Genomic DNA, 15,668 nt, shown 5'->3' on the forward strand with positions numbered 1-15,668 from the left:
GGAGGCTTTGAAGACGCCTTCGCGAGCAGGCTCGCTCCCACAGGTTCGGTGGTGTGAACACAGCCTGGTGATCGACACCGATTCCTGTGGGAGCGAGCCTGCTCGCGAAGGCGTCAGCCGCCCCGACTCAGCACTCAAGGTGCGTCACAGAGGCGCGCTACTGCGGCACCTCCAGATTATCCATCACCCGATTCACCGCCAGTTCACCGAGCATGATCAGCTGCGCAATCCCCAACAAAGTACGACGCTGCGACGCGGGTATGAGATGGGCGAAGTCCTGGGCGATGGTTCTGGCTGAGGCGAGCGTTTCGCTGGCATCGGCCAGCAGTTCCTCGTTTTTGAAATCCGCGGTCACGGCGTACATCCGCCTGGTTTTACGTGGCGGCGGGGTGGAGCCGGGTGGGCAGAGGTAGTGATCGAGGGCGCGGTCGGCGGCTTCGTGGAGTTTTTTTGAATCGAGGGATTCGTAGGGGGAGGTGGGGTCGGTTTCGGGTGGGTTGGGTGTTGGTTTGATCATCGGTAAAGCCTCTAGAGTAGTGAAGCTGCCACCGTTCGCTGCTAACGAAGGAGGTGGCGGCTGTACGCGGGTTAGCAGACCAGGACTCTAGAACCCGGCGCACCGAAGTGCCCCACGCAAAGCCGCCATAACGGCGACGGACTTTGTGCGTCTAGAGTTGACCCGGGCTGCTAAACCCGATCGCTGAAGTAATCAGCGACCGATCCACAATAGAACCCGCCCCCAAGGCGCACAAGCCGGCGGATTCTGGCTTGGCTGTAGGCAATGGCGCAAGGACGTGTAGCCTTTAAGACGTGTCTTGAGGTGTCTTTTAAACGCCAGCGTTTAAAAGGGATTTTGCGCTGACGTCACTAGCCCCTTCGCGAGCAGGCTCGTTCCCACATTTGGAATGCAATCCCCTGCAGGCCTTCGCCTGCTCGCGACAGCGGTCTGTCTGGTTTGAATGGAAAAGCGGAAGACGGGGGGGCAGGCCCGGTTTACCGTCTGTCCGAAACCCCGCCCAACCTGATAGTTCTGACAGTAGACGCTTCGCTCCCGCTGAGGTGCCATGGGCATGGGAATAGTCCCGTAGCGCAGAGAGCACGATCATGGCAGAGGCTATCTATAAAAAGCTTGAAGGAATGACACTGGACTTTGTTTCAGGTCGGCTGGAGGAGAACCCGAAGGAGCGGAGCATCCGTTACACGGCGAGCTTCGATCTGGATCTGGACTTCACCCACTTTGTGCAAATGGCCAATGTTTATATTCCGGGTTATCTCGATAATCCGGTCAACGCCATCAGACCCGAGCTGGACGGCCTGGCTTACCACTATTCCTACAACTACCTGTTTGATGCGGCGGGGAACATTCGCGACAACCAGGCCTTGTTCGATCTGTTCACCTCGCCCAGCTATTACATGGATCAGTGGGCGACCGGTCCTGAGCTGGCAGTGCGCTTTGGCAAGCCGACGTTTGAAAGGGGCGGTCGCACGTTACGCATCACGGCGCGCAAGGATTTTCGATCGCTGCAAGATGATCACTTGATTCAACTCGGTGAGTTGCCGGTCATCCAGTTCCATTGGGCACTCAATCTGCTGGAAAGCCACCTGACAGGTCCCGGGACCCGTGCGCCGGAGACCAAGGTGGTTTTCATGTACATGGATGAGGATTTCGTCGAAGTGGAGGGAGAGCAATTGCTGCGCGGTACGCAGTACCTCAATGGCAAAGAACTCAAGTTCGGCGAAATTTTGCCCAAGCAGATTCTGATCGCGCAGTGACCGGCGTTTAGACGAGATTCTCAGGTTTACCTTTCGTCTGAGAGCGCGTCTGACTTGTCAGGTTTTACAGGTGTGGGAGCGTGCCTTTGCGTTTTGATTGCTGGGGGTTGGCAGTTGCTTGATGAGATCTGCTGACTCCGCTTTACCTGAAAAGATCGCTTCTCGCCCCGCTCAATCCCCTCTATTTCACTTCGCTGCAAAAGTTGGAAAGCTTCTTGCAGTACCCGCCGTGAGCCCGCTCTGGGCGTCAAAAGTTTGCTTTAAAGGAACGGGGAAAACCGGTGGATCGCTCTCAGTTATTCAACACAGCTCGCTCGAATGTTGCCGACCTCAGTCGAGGCAATCTGGGCGTGCCGTTGTTGCTGCTGGTCATGTTGGCAATGATGATGTTGCCGATTCCGCCGTTCCTGCTCGACGTGTTTTTCACCTTCAACATCGCGCTGTCGATCGTCGTCCTGCTGGTCTGCGTGTATGCGCTGCGGCCGCTGGATTTCGCCGTGTTCCCGACGATTCTGCTGGTCGCGACCTTGCTGCGGCTGGCGTTGAACGTGGCCTCGACGCGGGTGGTCATGCTCCACGGTCAGGACGGCCACGCCGCTGCCGGTAAGGTGATTCAGGCCTTCGGTGAGGTGGTGATCGGCGGTAACTACGTGGTGGGTATCGTGGTCTTCGCGATTTTGATGATCATCAACTTCGTCGTGGTGACCAAGGGTGCCGGGCGGATTTCCGAGGTGAGCGCGCGTTTCACCCTCGATGCGATGCCCGGCAAACAAATGGCGATCGACGCCGACCTCAACGCCGGTCTGATTGACCAGAACCAGGCCAAGGCGCGCCGTCAGGAAGTCGCCCAAGAGGCCGAGTTCTATGGTTCGATGGACGGTGCCAGCAAGTTCGTCCGTGGTGACGCCATCGCCGGCCTGCTGATTCTGTTCATCAACCTCATCGGCGGTATGGCCGTCGGTATCTTCCAGCACAACATGAGCTTCGCCGACGCCGGCAAGGTTTACGCCTTGCTGACCATCGGTGACGGTTTAGTGGCGCAATTGCCATCACTGTTGTTATCTACAGCCGCGGCGATCATGGTGACCCGTGCTTCCGGTTCGGAAGACATGGGCAAGCAGATCAATCGCCAGATGTTCGCCTCGCCGAAAGCGCTGGCGGTGGCGGCCGGGATGATGGCGGTCATGGGCCTGGTGCCGGGTATGCCGCACTTCTCGTTCCTGACCATGGCCGCGCTGGCCGCTGGTGGCGCGTACCTGTTCTGGAAGAAGCAGAACGTGGCCAAGGTCGTGGCGCTGGAAGAGGTCAAGCGTCAGCAGGAGCTGCTGCCGTCGCCGGCCCGTGCCATGGAAACCAAGGAGCTGGGCTGGGATGACGTGACGCCGATCGACATGATCGGCCTGGAAGTCGGCTATCGCCTGATCCCGCTGGTGGACCGCAATCAGGGCGGGCAATTGCTGGCGCGGATCAAGGGCGTGCGCAAGAAACTCTCGCAGGATCTGGGCTTCCTGATGCCCACTGTGCATATTCGTGACAACCTCGATCTGGCGCCCAGCGCCTATCGCCTGACCCTGATGGGGGTGATCCTCGCCGAGGCCGAGATCTACCCGGATCGCGAGCTGGCGATCAACCCGGGCCAGGTCTACGGCACGCTCAACGGTATCAACGCCAAAGATCCGGCTTTCGGCCTGGAGGCGGTGTGGATCGAAATCAGCCAGCGGGCCCAGGCACAATCGCTCGGTTACACCGTGGTCGACGCCAGCACCGTGGTCGCCACGCACTTGAACCAGATTCTGTACAAGCACTCCAGTGAGCTGATCGGCCACGAAGAAGTGCAGCAACTCATGCAATTGCTGGCCAAAAGCTCGCCGAAACTGGCTGAAGAGCTGGTGCCGGGCGTGGTCACGTTGTCGCAGTTGCTCAAAGTGCTGCAGGCGCTGTTGGCTGAACACGTACCGGTGCGCGATATCCGCAGCATTGCCGAAGCCATCGCCAACAACGCCGCGAAGAGTCAAGATACCGCCGCGTTGGTCGCCGCTGTACGGGTCGGCGTATCCCGCGCCATCGTCCAAAGCATTGTAGGCACTGAGTCGGAGCTGCCTGTGATCACCTTGGAACCAAGGTTGGAACAAATATTGCTCAATAGTCTGCAGAAGGCAGGACAAGGCTCGGAAGAGGGCGTTCTGCTGGAGCCAAGCATGGCCGAGAAGCTGCAGCGTTCGCTCATCGAAGCGGCGCAGCGTCAGGAAATGCAAGGTCAGCCGGTGATCCTTTTGGTCGCTGGCCCGATCCGCGCGATGCTCTCGCGCTTTGGCCGCCTCGCAGTCCCTGGATTGCATGTGCTGGCCTACCAGGAAATACCGGACAACAAGCAAGTGACCATCGTTGCGACAGTAGGGCCCAACGGCTGAGGTAGTGGTTTATGCAAGTTAAGCGTTTCTTTGCCGCCGATATGCGTCAGGCCATGAAGCTGGTTCGTGATGAGCTGGGCGCTGATGCCGCCATCATTGGTAACCGCCGCATTGCCGGCGGTGTCGAGCTGACGGCGGCACTGGATTACAAATTGTCGGCGCTGGCGCCACGGGTTCCGAACATGGAACTCGAAGACGAGCTGCGCAAGACCCAGTCGCGCATCGTCACTGCCCAGGCCGAGTTGAGCCTGCGTGGCGAAGCCGATGGCAATAGCAACCGCCAGATCTTCGCCGGCCTGCCGTTGACCGCTGGCCTGCCGCTGACTGCCGCTGAACCGCTGAGCGAGCCGACTTACGCCGCCCCGGCGCGTCCGGCCCCGGCGCCTGCGCAGTCCTCCGGCGGTGTTGATCCGCGCGCACTGGATTCGATGCGTTTTGAATTGAACAGCCTGCGCGAGCTGATGGAAGTTCAGCTCGGCACTCTGGCCTGGAATCAGCTGCAAGGCAGCCGTCCGGCGCAAGCCAACCTGTATCGCCGTCTGCAACGTATCGGTCTGTCCGGCCCGTTGTCGCGCGATCTGCTGGCGATGATCACTGATATCGAAGAACCGCGTCAGGCCTGGCGCATGCTGCTTGCGCATCTGGCGCGGATGATTGCCGTGCCGGAAGTCGAGCCGCTGGAAGAGGGCGGTGTGATTGCCATGGTCGGCCCGGCCGGCATGGGCAAGACCACTACACTCGCCAAGCTTGCCGCGCGTTATGTGCTGAAATACGGCGCGCAGAATGTCGCGCTGGTGAGCATGGACAGTTTCCGCATCGGCGCTCAGGAACAACTGAAGACGCTGGGCCGCATTCTCAATGTGCCGGTGACTCACGTCGATCCGGGCCAATCGCTGGTGCAGGCACTGGATCCACTGCTGCGCAAACGCGTGGTATTGATCGATACTGCCGGCCTGCAAGCCAGTGATCCGGCGCTGCGCATGCAGCTGGAAAGTCTGGCCGGACGTGGCATTCGTTCAAAAAATTATCTGGTCTTGGCAACCACCAGCCAGAAACAGGTTCTAACCGCCGCTTATCACAGTTACAAGCGTTGCGGGCTAGCCGGGTGCATCCTGACTAAACTGGATGAAACGGCCAGCCTTGGCGAAGTGTTGAGCCTGGCGATCAGTCATGAATTGCCGGTCGCGTACCTGACCGATGGCCCACGGATTCCGGATGATTTGCATCTGCCGCGCCGTCATCAACTGGTCAGCCGCGCCGTCAGCGTGCAAATGCAGGAAGAACCCAGCGAAGAAGCCATGGCTGACATGTTCGCTGATATCTATCACAGCCCGACCAAGCAGGTAGGCTGAGGTATTCATGAACAGTTTTTGTACCTACATCGATGGTCTGCCATGCATTGTTCCGGTTGTGAACGCGCAGCCAGTAATGTGGCCTCCGTCTATGCAAGACAAGGTAAAGAAATAACATGGGCAGCATGCATCCCGTACAGGTGATCGCGGTGACCGGCGGCAAAGGTGGCGTCGGCAAGACTAACGTGTCAGTGAACTTGTCGCTGGCGCTGGCAGAGCTTGGCCGTCGGGTCATGCTGCTGGACGCCGACCTCGGTCTGGCGAACGTTGACGTATTGTTGGGGCTGACCCCTAAACGCACGCTGGCCGACGTCATCGAAGGCCGTTGCGAGTTGCGCGACGTGCTGTTGCAAGGCCCCGGTGGCATCCGCATCGTCCCGGCCGCGTCCGGCACGCAGAGCATGGTGCACCTGAGCCCGGCGCAACACGCCGGTCTGATTCAGGCGTTCAGCGACATCGGCGACAATCTCGACGTATTGGTGATCGACACCGCTGCGGGTATTGGTGACTCGGTAGTCAGTTTTGTACGCGCCGCGCAGGAAGTGTTGCTGGTGGTCTGCGACGAGCCGACGTCCATTACCGACGCCTACGCGCTGATCAAACTGCTCAACCGCGATTACGGCATGAACCGCTTCCGCGTCCTCGCCAACATGGCGCAGAGCCCGCAGGAAGGGCGCAACCTGTTTGCCAAGTTGACCAAGGTCACGGATCGCTTCCTTGACGTCGCTCTACAATACGTCGGCGCCGTGCCTTACGACGAAAGCGTGCGTAAAGCGGTGCAGAAGCAGCGTGCGGTGTACGAAGCCTTTCCGCGTTCCAAGTGCGCACTGGCGTTCAAGGCGATCGCGCAGAAGGTCGACACCTGGCCGCTGCCCGCCAACCCGCGTGGCCACCTTGAGTTTTTCGTCGAGCGCCTCGTGCAGCAAACGGCAGGGCCCGTGCTATGACAGCAAGCGGTATGAACTACTACAAGAAGTCAGCACGTGACGCGCAGTACGAGTTGATCGAGCGTTACGCGCCACTGGTCAAACGCATTGCCTATCACTTGCTGGCACGCTTGCCGGCGAGTGTGCAGGTCGAAGACCTGATCCAGGCCGGGATGATCGGCCTGCTCGAAGTCTCGACCAAATATGACGCCAGCAAAGGCGCCAGTTTCGAAACGTACGCGGGCATACGAATCCGCGGCGCGATGCTCGACGAAGTGCGCAAAGGGGACTGGGCGCCACGCTCGGTTCACCGCAATACCCGGATGGTCAGCGACGCAATTCGCTCAATTGAAGCTAAAACCGGCCGTGATGCTAAAGATCACGAGGTTGCGGCCGAACTCCAATTGAGTCTCGACGATTACTACGGGATTTTGAATGACACCTTGGGCAGTCGCCTGTTCAGTTTCGACGACCTGTTGCAGGACGGCGAACACGAAGGGCTGCACGAGGATGGCGCGAGTGCTCATATGGAGCCGTCACGCGATCTGGAAGATGAACGCTTCCAGGCGGCGCTGGCGGACGCGATTGCCAATTTGCCGGAGCGTGAGCGACTGGTGTTGGCGCTGTACTACGACGAAGAGCTGAACCTCAAGGAGATCGGTGAAGTCCTTGGCGTCAGTGAATCGCGGGTCAGCCAGTTACACAGCCAGTGCGCGGCCCGTTTGCGGGGGCGTTTGGGGGAGTGGCGAGCGCGCTGAAGGCAGTGTGGGGACACTGCGAACGAGGCTGGTGCGGTGATGAACGGCACCGGTCTTGCTCTGTTGTGCTCCAGACAGTCTTCGAGTGCTGCGCCGATTGATTGAAGTGGCGCGTCCAGGTGCTGGGCGCGTTTAAGACTGCTTGGAGGTCGAATTGAACAAAGACATGAAAATCCTCATCGTTGATGACTTCTCAACGATGCGGCGGATCATCAAGAACCTGCTGCGTGATCTTGGGTTCACCAACACCGTCGAGGCTGACGATGGCGTGACTGCCATTCCAGTGCTCAACAGCGGAAGCATCGACTTTCTGGTAACGGACTGGAACATGCCGGGCATGACCGGTATCGACCTGCTGCGCCACGTGCGTGCCGATGAAAAACTCAAGCACCTGCCAGTGCTGATGGTGACTGCAGAAGCCAAGCGCGAGCAGATCATCGAGGCCGCTCAGGCCGGTGTAAACGGCTACGTAGTCAAACCTTTCACGGCTCAGGCGTTGAAAGACAAAATCGAGAAGATTTTCGAACGCATCGGCTGATGAACGCGCGGGGGAGCTATGGAGCATAACGAATCTTCACAGGGCGATTTCGAGTCGACCCTGAAAAAACACGCGGTCGAACTGGTCGAAAGCCTTGAAAAAGGCAGGTTCGGCGACGCTGTGCAACTGATCCATGAGCTCAATCAGACCCGTGACCGTGGCCTGTATCAGGAAGTGGGCAAGCTCACACGTGAACTGCACAGTGCGATCGTCAACTTCCAGATCGACCCGAACATGCCGCAGGCCGAGGAAGTGTCGCAAATCACCGACGCCACCGAACGCCTGGGCTATGTGGTCAAGCTGACGGAAGCCGCGGCCAACCGCACCATGGATCTGGTGGAAAGCGCCACGCCGGTGGTCAACAGTCTGGCTGATGAAGCGCAGACCTTGAGTGCCGATTGGGGTCGCTTCATGCGTCGCGAGGTCGGGGCTGAAGAGTTCCGTGAACTGGCGCGCCGGGTCGACGGTTTTCTGTCACGCAGCAGCACGGACAACCGTGCGGTGTCGAGCAATCTCAACGACATCCTGCTGGCCCAGGATTACCAGGACCTCACCGGTCAGGTGATCAAGCGTGTGACTCAACTGGTCACCGAAGTCGAAAGCAATTTGCTCAAACTCGTGCTCATGGCCAGTCAGGTCGACCGCTTTGCGGGCATCGAACATGACCGCGCCGCGATGCTTGCAGAAAAAGATCCACAAAAACATCTCTCGCAGGGTGAAGGTCCGCAGATTCATGCCGATAAACGAGAAGACGTTGTGTCCGGTCAGGACGATGTGGACGATTTGTTATCCAGCCTCGGGTTCTAGAGTTTTGGAATTTTAGGTTTTTTGGGTTTTTAGACCTGTAGGAGCACCCCATTAATGAGCTTCGGCGCCGATGAAGAGATCCTTCAGGATTTCCTGGTTGAGGCCGGCGAGATTCTTGAGCAACTGTCCGAACAACTGGTCGAGCTGGAAAGCCGCCCGGATGACGCAGATCTGCTCAACGCAATTTTTCGCGGTTTCCACACTGTAAAAGGGGGCGCCGGCTTCCTTCAGCTCAATGAGCTGGTGGAGTGCTGTCACATCGCCGAAAACGTGTTCGACATCCTGCGCAAGGGTGAGCGTCGCGTTGATGCAGAACTGATGGACGTTGTCCTCGAAGCACTGGACGCGGTGAACAGCATGTTCACTGAGGTTCGTGAGCGTGCGCCGATCACCGCGGCCACCCCGGAACTGCTGGCCGCCCTGGCGCGTCTGGCCGAACCGCAATCGGCGGACGCAGCCCCGGTTTCGCCAGTGGCCGAGATGATCGAAGAACTGGTCGTCGAAGGCGACGCGTCGGGCGACATCACCGATAACGAATTCGAACAGCTGCTGGATTCGCTGAACGCCGTCAAGGCCGAAGCCGAGGCCCCGGCCGCTGCTGCACCTGCGCAAACGGCCGCTGAAGCCGCGAGCGATGAAATCACCGATGCCGAGTTCGAGTCGTTGCTCGATCAGTTGCACGGCAAGGGCCAGTTCGCGGTGGACGCGGTTGCACCAGCGGCGGCAGCCCCTGCGGCTCCGGCCAAGGGCGACAGCTCCGACATCACCGACGACGAATTCGAAGCCCTGCTCGATCAGTTGCATGGCAAGGGCAACTTTGCCGTGGACGCGCTGGAGTCGGCGATTGCTTCGGCACCGGCGCCGGCTGCTCCAGCGGCCGCCGCTGCCGGCAGCGATCTGATCAGCGATCACGAGTTCGAATCGCTGCTCGACGAATTGCACGGTAAAGGCAAGTTCTCCGAAGTCGGCACCGCCGCTGCTGGCAGTGCTTCGACCGTCGCCACGCCTGCCGCCAAGGCACCGGCCGCTGCTGCAGCGCCCAAGCCTGCCGCCAAGCCTGAGCCAAAAGCCGAAGCGCCAAAACCGGCTGCCGCTGCTGCACCGGCTCCGGCCCGTGCGCCGGCAACACCGCCACCGGAAAAACCGGCAAGCGAAGCCGAAACCACCGTGCGCGTCGACACTGCACGTCTCGACGAAATCATGAACATGGTCGGCGAGCTGGTGCTGGTGCGTAACCGTCTGGTGCGCCTGGGTCTGAACAGCGGCGATGAAGCCATGCAAAAGGCCGTGTCGAACCTCGACGTGGTCACGGCTGACTTGCAGACTGCCGTCATGAAGACGCGGATGCAGCCGATCAAGAAGGTCTTCGGGCGCTTCCCGCGCCTGGTTCGTGACCTCGCGCGTCAGCTCAAGAAAGAGATCAACCTGGAACTGGTGGGTGAAGAAACCGACCTCGACAAAAACCTTGTCGAGGCCCTGGCCGACCCGCTGGTCCACTTGGTGCGCAACGCCGTCGACCACGGCATCGAGTCGCCGGAAGAACGCGAAGCGTCGGGCAAGGCCCGTGGTGGTCGTGTTGTTCTGGCGGCCGAGCAAGAGGGCGACCATATCCTGCTGTCGATTTCCGATGACGGCAAAGGCATGGACCCGAACGTCCTGCGCGCCATCGCGGTTAAACGCGGTGTGATGGACAAGGACGCGGCCGATCGCCTCAGCGACACCGAGTGCTACAACCTGATTTTCGCCCCGGGTTTCTCGACCAAGACCGAGATATCCGACGTCTCCGGCCGTGGCGTCGGCATGGACGTGGTGAAGACCAAGATTTCCCAGCTCAACGGTTCGATCAACATCTACTCGACCAAGGGCCAAGGCTCGAAGATCGTCATCAAGGTGCCGCTGACCCTCGCGATCATGCCAACCCTGATGGTGATGCTCGGCAATCAGGCGTTTGCGTTCCCGCTGGTCAACGTCAACGAAATCTTCCACCTCGACCTGTCGACCACCAACGTCGTCGACGGTCAGGAAGTGGTGATCGTGCGGGACAAGGCGCTGCCATTGTTCTACCTCAAGCGCTGGCTGGTCAGCTCCGCCGCTCACGAAGAGCAGCGTGAAGGCCACGTGGTGATCCTTTCGGTGGGCACCCAGCGGATCGGCTTCGTCGTCGATCAACTGGTCGGTCAGGAAGAAGTGGTCATCAAGCCATTGGGCAAAATGCTGCAGGGCACTCCGGGCATGTCCGGCGCCACCATCACGGGTGACGGCCGCATCGCGCTGATTCTCGATGTTCCAAGCATGCTCAAGCGTTACGCCGCACGGCGTATTTGAATCCGGGGCGGCGGGGCGACAACGTCCCGCTGCACCTAATGGAGTGTTTATGGCAGTCAAAGTCCTGGTGGTGGACGATTCGGGTTTTTTCCGCCGCCGCGTCTCGGAAATTCTTTCAGCGGATCCGAGCATTCAGGTGGTCGGCACCGCCACCAACGGTAAAGAGGCGATCGATCAGGCGCTGGCACTCAAGCCGGACGTGATCACCATGGACTACGAGATGCCGATGATGGATGGCATCACGGCAGTGCGGCACATCATGCAGCGCTGCCCGACCCCGGTGTTGATGTTCTCCTCGCTGACCCACGAAGGCGCCCGGGTCACCCTCGATGCGCTGGACGCCGGCGCGGTGGATTTCCTGCCGAAGAATTTCGAAGACATCTCGCGCAATCCCGAGAAGGTCAAGCAATTGCTGTGCGAGAAGGTGCATAGCATCTCGCGCAGTAATCGTCGTTTCAGTGCTTATAGCGCACCGGCTCCAGCCGCAGCGCCAACGCCTGCACCGGCTCCGGCGCCATCCAGCTTCAGCAGCCACAGCACCAGCGCACCGGCACGTCCGGCACCCGCGCCTGTGCATGCACCTGCTCCAAGCCGTGCTCCGGCTGCCAGCGCTTCGTCGCCGGCACCGAAACGCAAAGCCTACAAACTGGTTGCCATTGGTACGTCGACGGGCGGCCCGGTTGCCCTGCAACGCGTGCTGACTCAGTTGCCAGCGAACTTTCCGGCGCCGATCGTGCTGATCCAGCACATGCCGGCAGCGTTCACCAAGGCGTTTGCCGAGCGTCTCGACAAGCTGTGCCGCATCAGCGTCAAGGAAGCCGAGGATGGCGACATCCTGCGTCCGGGCCTGGCGTTGCTCGCTCCTGGTGGCAAGCAAATGATGATCGATGGCCGTGGCGCGGTGAAAATCCTCCCGGGCGACGAGCGTCTGAACTACAAGCCGTGCGTGGACATCACCTTCGGTTCGGCGGCGAAATCCTACGGCGACAAAGTTCTGGCGGTCGTACTGACCGGTATGGGCGCCGACGGCCGTGAAGGCGCGCGTCTGCTCAAGCAGGGCGGTAGTGCCGTGTGGGCGCAGGATGAAGCCAGTTGTGTGATCTACGGCATGCCGATGGCCATCGTCAAAGCCGACCTCGCCGACGCGGTATACAGCCTCGACGACATCGGCAAACACATTGTCGAGGCGTGTATCTGATGGATGTTCTAAGCCTTATCGGGATCATCATGGCGTTCGTCGCCATCATCGGTGGTAACTACCTTGAGGGTGGTCACCTCGGTGCGCTGGCCAACGGCCCGGCGGCATTGATCGTACTGGGCGGCACCATCGGTGCCGCACTGCTGCAATCGCCGATGAGCGCGTTCAAACGCGCCATGCAGATTCTGGCGTGGATCTTCTTCCCGCCGCGTGTGGACTTGGCCGGCGGCATTGATAGCGTGGTCAACTGGAGCCTCACCGCACGCAAGGAAGGTTTGTTGGGTCTGGAAGGCGTGGCCGATGCCGAACCGGACAACTACTCGCGCAAAGGCCTGCAACTGTTGGTCGACGGTGCCGAGCCGGAAGCGATTCGCAGCATCCTCGAAGTGGATTTCTACACCCAGGAAGCCCGCGACATCGAAGCCGCGAAAGTCTTCGAAAGCATGGGCGGCTACGCGCCGACCATCGGCATCATCGGCGCGGTGATGGGCCTGATCCACGTGATGGGCAATCTTGCTGATCCGACCCAGTTGGGCAGCGGCATTGCTGTGGCTTTCGTCGCGACCATCTATGGTGTGGCCAGTGCCAACCTGATCCTGCTGCCGGTGGCAGCCAAATTGAAGTCAATCGCGTTGCGGCAGTCGCGTTATCGCGAAATGTTGTTGGAAGGCATTTTGTCGATCGCCGAAGGTGAAAACCCTCGCTCCATTGAGTTGAAGCTGCAAGGCTTCATGGATTAAGGGAATAACCTCATGGCACGTCGTCGCCACCAGGAAGAGCATGTAAACCACGAACGCTGGCTGGTTTCCTACGCTGACTTCATCACGTTGCTGTTCGCGTTCTTCGTGGTCATGTACTCGATTTCGTCGATCAACGAAGGCAAGTACAAAGAGATTTCAGAAGCGCTGGTCGGGGTCTTCAAGGACTCCGACCGCGCGCTCAAGCCGATTCCGATTGGTGACGAGCGGCCGAAAACCGTGACCCCGGCCAAGCCGCTGGTCAAGGACGCCGAGCAGATCGACGCCGGTATCGCCGGCGCCAGCGATCCGCTGAAAAGCATCGCCGATGACATCAGCGCTGCGTTCGGCGACTTGATCAGTTCCAACCAGATGACTGTGCGTGGCAACGAGCTGTGGGTCGAGATCGAACTCAATTCCAGCCTGTTGTTCGGCAGTGGCGATGCCATGCCGAGCGACATTGCCTTCAACATCATCGACAAGGTTGCAGCGATTCTGAAACCGTTCGACAACCCGATTCACGTCGAAGGCTTCACCGATGATCAGCCGATCCGCACCGCGCAGTACCCGACCAACTGGGAACTGTCCTCGGCGCGGTCGGCGAGCATCGTGCGCATGCTGGCCATGCAGGGTGTGAACCCTGGCCGATTGGCGTCGGTGGGTTACGGCGAGTTTCAACCGGTGGCCAACAACGCTACCGCTGAAGGCCGGGGGAAAAACCGCCGGGTGGTTCTGGTGGTGTCGCGCAATCTCGATGTACGTCGCAGTCTCACGGGCACCGGAACCGCCAATGCGCAACCGGACGCTGCGTTGAAGCGTGCTGGCACACAAACTGCACCGACCCCGGTCAAGACGCCGGGACGCGAGAGTGCCGTCAATTCTCCGTCACCCGCATTAACACGCTGAGCTATGTCTCGGTCGAGCATATCGGCCGGGAGGAACGAACTGAATGAGAGTCTGGGCAGTCGCCAATCAAAAGGGTGGTGTCGGTAAAACCACATCTTCCATCGCTTTAGCCGGATTGCTGGCCGAGGCGGGCAAGCGCGTGGTTGTGGTCGATCTCGACCCGCACGGCTCGATGACCAGCTATTTCGGCTACGACCCCGACAGCCTGGAACACAGCAATTACGACCTGTTTCTGCACAAGGGCAGCGTGCCGCAAGGCCTGCCGGGGCAATTGCTGTTGTCGACCAGCGACGAACGCATTTCCCTGCTACCGTCGAGCACCGCATTGGCAACCCTTGAGCGTCAGTCGCCGGGGCAGAGTGGTCTGGGTCTGGTGATCGCCAAGAGTCTGGCGCAGCTGTGGCAGGACTTCGATTACGCGGTGATCGACAGCCCGCCGTTGCTCGGCGTGCTGATGGTCAACGCCCTCGCGGCGAGCCAGCAACTGGTGATCCCGGTGCAGACCGAACACCTGGCCGTCAAAGGTCTGGAGCGCATGGTCAACACCCTGGCGATGATCAACCGCTCGCGCAAACAGGCGCTGCCGTTCAGCATCGTGCCGACCCTGTTCGATCGCCGTACGCAGGCATCGATGCACACCTTGCGTGTGCTGCGTGACAAATTCCCCGACGAAATCTGGCAGGGTTATATCCCGGTCGATACCCGTCTGCGCGACGCCAGCCGTGCCGGTGTCACGCCTTCGCAATTCGACGGCAAGAGCCGTGGCGTGCTGGCGTATCGCGCGCTGCTCAAGCATCTGTTGGCGCAACAACTTGTTCCGCAGGTGGCTTGAGATGAACCTGTCCCGATCACGCATGCCTGACTTGCACAAATCCTGTGGGAGCGAGCCTGCTCGCGAAGCAGGCGACGCGGTTTCCCTGTCTGGCGCTGTTGGCCGATGAACCGCCCAATCAAGCTCACATCGCGTCCGCAATTGGCGCTGCAGTCTTATCTGGATAATTTGCTGCAGGACATTCCTGAGGAACTGCCGCCGGTCATTGAGGCGCAGCCTGAAGTTGTGGAAAGCAGCGAGGCGCTGGACGAGTTCCAGGCAGCGGTACTGGAAGAGCAGGCGCGTGACGCACAGAAAGCGGCCAGGCCTGCTGCGTCCGTTGTCGCGCCTGCCGTTGCACCTGTGGCGAAAGCGCCGGTTGCATTGATTGAAGAAACCGAGCCGGTTCGCGCGCCAGTCTCGACGCTCGCGCCGTTGCTGCAAACCCAGTTGCTGAAAACCGCGCCGGAACCGGCCGTGGTCGAACCGGCTCCGGCTCCGGTTGCACCCGCACCCGTCGAGCAAACGCTGGTGCCGCCATTGGTCGAAGTGCATCTGCCGCCGAACAACACGCCGCCACCGGTAGAAACCGATGGCCGCCCGGCCTGGGCCTCTGAAGCGTTCGAATGCCTGCTGTTCGACGTCGCCGGCCTGACGCTGGCCGTGCCGCTGGTATGCCTCGGCTCGATCTACTCACTGGCCGGCCACGAGCTGACGCCGTTGTTCGGTCAGCCGGAATGGTTCCTCGGGATCCTGCCGAGCCAGGCCGGCAACCTGAAAGTCTTGGACACCGCGCGCTGGGTCATGCCGGATCGCTATCGCGATGACTTCCGTCAGGGCTTGCAGTACGTGATTTCGGTACAAGGTTACGAGTGGGGCCTGGCGGTGCATCAGGTCAGCCGCTCGTTGCGTCTGGACCCGAATGAAATCAAATGGAGAAGTCACCGGGGTCAGCGGCCATGGCTCGCCGGCACCGTGATTGAGCACATGTGTGCATTGCTTGACGTTTCCGCACTGGCCGAGTTGATCGCCAGCGGTGGGGCAAAGCACTTCGGCGGCCACAAGCCGCTACATAAACCGACATAGCAGCCGACATAACAATCAGGCGACGGCATTGTTGAATGCC

At 60.1% G+C, this 15,668-nt stretch carries 14 protein-coding genes; 13 read left to right on the forward strand and 1 reads right to left on the reverse strand.

Annotation, left to right across the window (positions count from 1 at the left end; all coding sequences use genetic code 11):
• Positions 1-157: 157 nt before the first annotated feature.
• Positions 158-517, reverse strand: a complete 360-nt coding sequence (locus tag HU718_RS09020) for a DUF6124 family protein (protein WP_217868273.1) — start codon at positions 515-517, stop codon at positions 158-160.
• A 587-nt stretch (positions 518-1,104) separates the two neighbouring features.
• Here HU718_RS09020 and HU718_RS09025 point away from each other — a divergent pair.
• The 13 genes from HU718_RS09025 (at position 1,105) to HU718_RS09085 (ending at position 15,628) form a co-directional block, all read left to right on the forward strand.
• Positions 1,105-1,773, forward strand: coding sequence for a hypothetical protein (locus HU718_RS09025; RefSeq protein ID WP_186616609.1), 669 nt, complete (start codon positions 1,105-1,107; stop codon positions 1,771-1,773).
• 281 nt (positions 1,774-2,054) lie between these two features.
• On the forward strand, positions 2,055-4,184 hold the full coding sequence (gene flhA, locus HU718_RS09030; RefSeq protein WP_095119910.1) for a flagellar biosynthesis protein FlhA: 2,130 nt from the start codon (positions 2,055-2,057) through the stop codon (positions 4,182-4,184).
• A gap of 11 nt (positions 4,185-4,195) precedes the next feature.
• On the forward strand, positions 4,196-5,536 hold the full coding sequence (gene flhF, locus HU718_RS09035) for a flagellar biosynthesis GTPase FlhF (protein WP_008077677.1): 1,341 nt from the start codon (positions 4,196-4,198) through the stop codon (positions 5,534-5,536).
• 116 nt (positions 5,537-5,652) lie between these two features.
• A complete protein-coding gene (gene fleN / locus HU718_RS09040; protein ID WP_003222917.1) occupies positions 5,653-6,483 on the forward strand; it encodes a flagellar synthesis regulator FleN in 831 nt (276 codons plus the stop codon).
• Entirely contained in the window at positions 6,480-7,220 is a 741-nt protein-coding gene (gene fliA, locus HU718_RS09045) for an RNA polymerase sigma factor FliA (RefSeq protein ID WP_093439777.1), read from the forward strand. Before fleN ends, fliA begins: the two co-directional genes overlap by 4 nt.
• Before the next feature lie 166 nt (positions 7,221-7,386).
• Positions 7,387-7,758: a chemotaxis response regulator CheY gene (locus HU718_RS09050; protein ID WP_161986607.1), complete on the forward strand. Its 372-nt coding sequence runs from the start codon at positions 7,387-7,389 to the stop codon at positions 7,756-7,758.
• Positions 7,759-7,776: 18 nt separating this feature from the next.
• Complete coding sequence (locus tag HU718_RS09055; protein WP_007920000.1) at positions 7,777-8,565, forward strand: protein phosphatase CheZ; 789 nt, start codon at positions 7,777-7,779, stop codon at positions 8,563-8,565.
• Positions 8,566-8,619: 54 nt separating this feature from the next.
• A complete protein-coding gene (locus tag HU718_RS09060) occupies positions 8,620-10,890 on the forward strand; it encodes a chemotaxis protein CheA (RefSeq protein ID WP_150729829.1) in 2,271 nt (756 codons plus the stop codon).
• Between the two features lie 49 nt (positions 10,891-10,939).
• Positions 10,940-12,088, forward strand: a complete 1,149-nt coding sequence (locus HU718_RS09065; RefSeq protein WP_038363876.1) for a protein-glutamate methylesterase/protein-glutamine glutaminase — start codon at positions 10,940-10,942, stop codon at positions 12,086-12,088.
• A complete protein-coding gene (locus tag HU718_RS09070) occupies positions 12,088-12,828 on the forward strand; it encodes a flagellar motor protein (protein WP_186616610.1) in 741 nt (246 codons plus the stop codon). Before HU718_RS09065 ends, HU718_RS09070 begins: the two co-directional genes overlap by 1 nt.
• Positions 12,829-12,840: 12 nt before the next feature.
• Positions 12,841-13,731 carry a flagellar motor protein MotD gene (gene motD / locus HU718_RS09075; protein ID WP_034151519.1) on the forward strand — a complete coding sequence of 297 codons (891 nt, stop codon included), beginning with the start codon at positions 12,841-12,843 and terminating at the stop codon, positions 13,729-13,731.
• Between the two features lie 43 nt (positions 13,732-13,774).
• Entirely contained in the window at positions 13,775-14,563 is a 789-nt protein-coding gene (locus HU718_RS09080) for a ParA family protein (RefSeq protein WP_008077691.1), read from the forward strand.
• A 105-nt stretch (positions 14,564-14,668) separates the two neighbouring features.
• On the forward strand, positions 14,669-15,628 hold the full coding sequence (locus tag HU718_RS09085) for a CheW domain-containing protein (protein ID WP_186616611.1): 960 nt from the start codon (positions 14,669-14,671) through the stop codon (positions 15,626-15,628).
• The last annotated feature ends 40 nt before the right edge of the window (positions 15,629-15,668 follow it).

The sequence above is a fragment of the Pseudomonas tensinigenes genome, assembly GCF_014268445.2.
Taxonomy (GTDB): domain Bacteria; phylum Pseudomonadota; class Gammaproteobacteria; order Pseudomonadales; family Pseudomonadaceae; genus Aquipseudomonas; species Aquipseudomonas tensinigenes.

Excerpts from the sequence above, each read along its gene's own strand:
- HU718_RS09050 (WP_161986607.1), top strand. The coding sequence starts at position 7,387 with ATGAAAATCCTCATCGTTGATGACTTCTCAACGATGCGGCGGATCATC.
- HU718_RS09085 (WP_186616611.1), top strand. The coding sequence starts at position 14,669 with ATGAACCGCCCAATCAAGCTCACATCGCGTCCGCAATTGGCGCTGCAG.
- HU718_RS09080 (WP_008077691.1), top strand. The coding sequence starts at position 13,775 with ATGAGAGTCTGGGCAGTCGCCAATCAAAAGGGTGGTGTCGGTAAAACC.
- fleN (WP_003222917.1), top strand. The coding sequence starts at position 5,653 with ATGGGCAGCATGCATCCCGTACAGGTGATCGCGGTGACCGGCGGCAAA.
- HU718_RS09060 (WP_150729829.1), top strand. The coding sequence starts at position 8,620 with ATGAGCTTCGGCGCCGATGAAGAGATCCTTCAGGATTTCCTGGTTGAG.
- motD (WP_034151519.1), top strand. The coding sequence starts at position 12,841 with ATGGCACGTCGTCGCCACCAGGAAGAGCATGTAAACCACGAACGCTGG.
- HU718_RS09025 (WP_186616609.1), top strand. The coding sequence starts at position 1,105 with ATGGCAGAGGCTATCTATAAAAAGCTTGAAGGAATGACACTGGACTTT.
- HU718_RS09065 (WP_038363876.1), top strand. The coding sequence starts at position 10,940 with ATGGCAGTCAAAGTCCTGGTGGTGGACGATTCGGGTTTTTTCCGCCGC.
- flhF (WP_008077677.1), top strand. The coding sequence starts at position 4,196 with ATGCAAGTTAAGCGTTTCTTTGCCGCCGATATGCGTCAGGCCATGAAG.
- HU718_RS09070 (WP_186616610.1), top strand. The coding sequence starts at position 12,088 with ATGGATGTTCTAAGCCTTATCGGGATCATCATGGCGTTCGTCGCCATC.
- HU718_RS09020 (WP_217868273.1), bottom strand. The coding sequence starts at position 517 with ATGATCAAACCAACACCCAACCCACCCGAAACCGACCCCACCTCCCCC.
- HU718_RS09055 (WP_007920000.1), top strand. The coding sequence starts at position 7,777 with ATGGAGCATAACGAATCTTCACAGGGCGATTTCGAGTCGACCCTGAAA.
- fliA (WP_093439777.1), top strand. The coding sequence starts at position 6,480 with ATGACAGCAAGCGGTATGAACTACTACAAGAAGTCAGCACGTGACGCG.